The 793-nt window shown below is 66.1% G+C and carries 1 protein-coding gene; it reads right to left on the reverse strand.

The annotated features are described in order from the left end of the window. On the reverse strand, positions 1–565 hold a 565-nt coding region (locus tag RNB18_RS50695), incomplete at its 3' end, for an MFS transporter (RefSeq protein ID WP_311720887.1). Positions 566–793: the final 228 nt, after the last annotated feature.

The raw sequence follows: 793 nt of genomic DNA on the forward strand, positions 1-793 counted from the left end.
CTTCCAGGCCCAGGATCTTGCCGCGCTGGTCGCCGTCGGCGATCTGGAGGACGGTGTAGTTGACCAGCTGGGAGACGGCGATGCCGATGACGATCGCGGCCTGCTGGAAGGAGCCGAGGCGGCCCCGGTAGGCGGGCGGGGAGACCTCGGCGATGTAGGCCGGGCCGATGACGGAGGCCATGCCGATGGCGAAGCCGCCGATGATGCGCCACATCGCCAGGTCCCAGAGCGCGAACGGCAGCGCGGAGCCGATGGCGCTGGCCGTGAAGAGCACCGAGGCGATCTGCATACAGCGGATGCGGCCGATCCGGTCCGCGATCCGTCCGGCCGTGGCGGCGCCGATCGCACAGCCGATCAGTGCGATGGCGATGACCTGGGCGAGCGTCCCGGAGCCGATGTCGTACCGGTCGCGGATGGCTTCGACGGCCCCGTTGATGACGGAACTGTCGTAACCGAAGAGGAAGCCGCCCATCGCCGCGGCCGCCGTGATGAAGATGACATGGCCGAGGTGGTCCGGATGGGCCGCTCGGGCTCCGGACTCCGGTTCGGGCGCTGTGCTGGTCACGTGAACTCCTGATGCCTGGCCGCAAGTCAGACGTGGGGGGTGAGCCTTCTCAGTGGGGCACAACATCCGGCCCGCCACCACTTGAAGGTGAAAACGACTTTGCAGAGGTTATGTGTTCAAGAATCGAAGTCAAACAGCGGGCCGCAGCGACGTGTACCCAGGTCCGCACAAAAGGTGCGTCGACCATCTGATGATTCGGTAAAAAGTCGGCGTTGCGTGATCCGGGGT

This window comes from Streptomyces doebereineriae, from assembly GCF_031845645.1.
Taxonomy (GTDB): domain Bacteria; phylum Actinomycetota; class Actinomycetes; order Streptomycetales; family Streptomycetaceae; genus Streptomyces; species Streptomyces canus.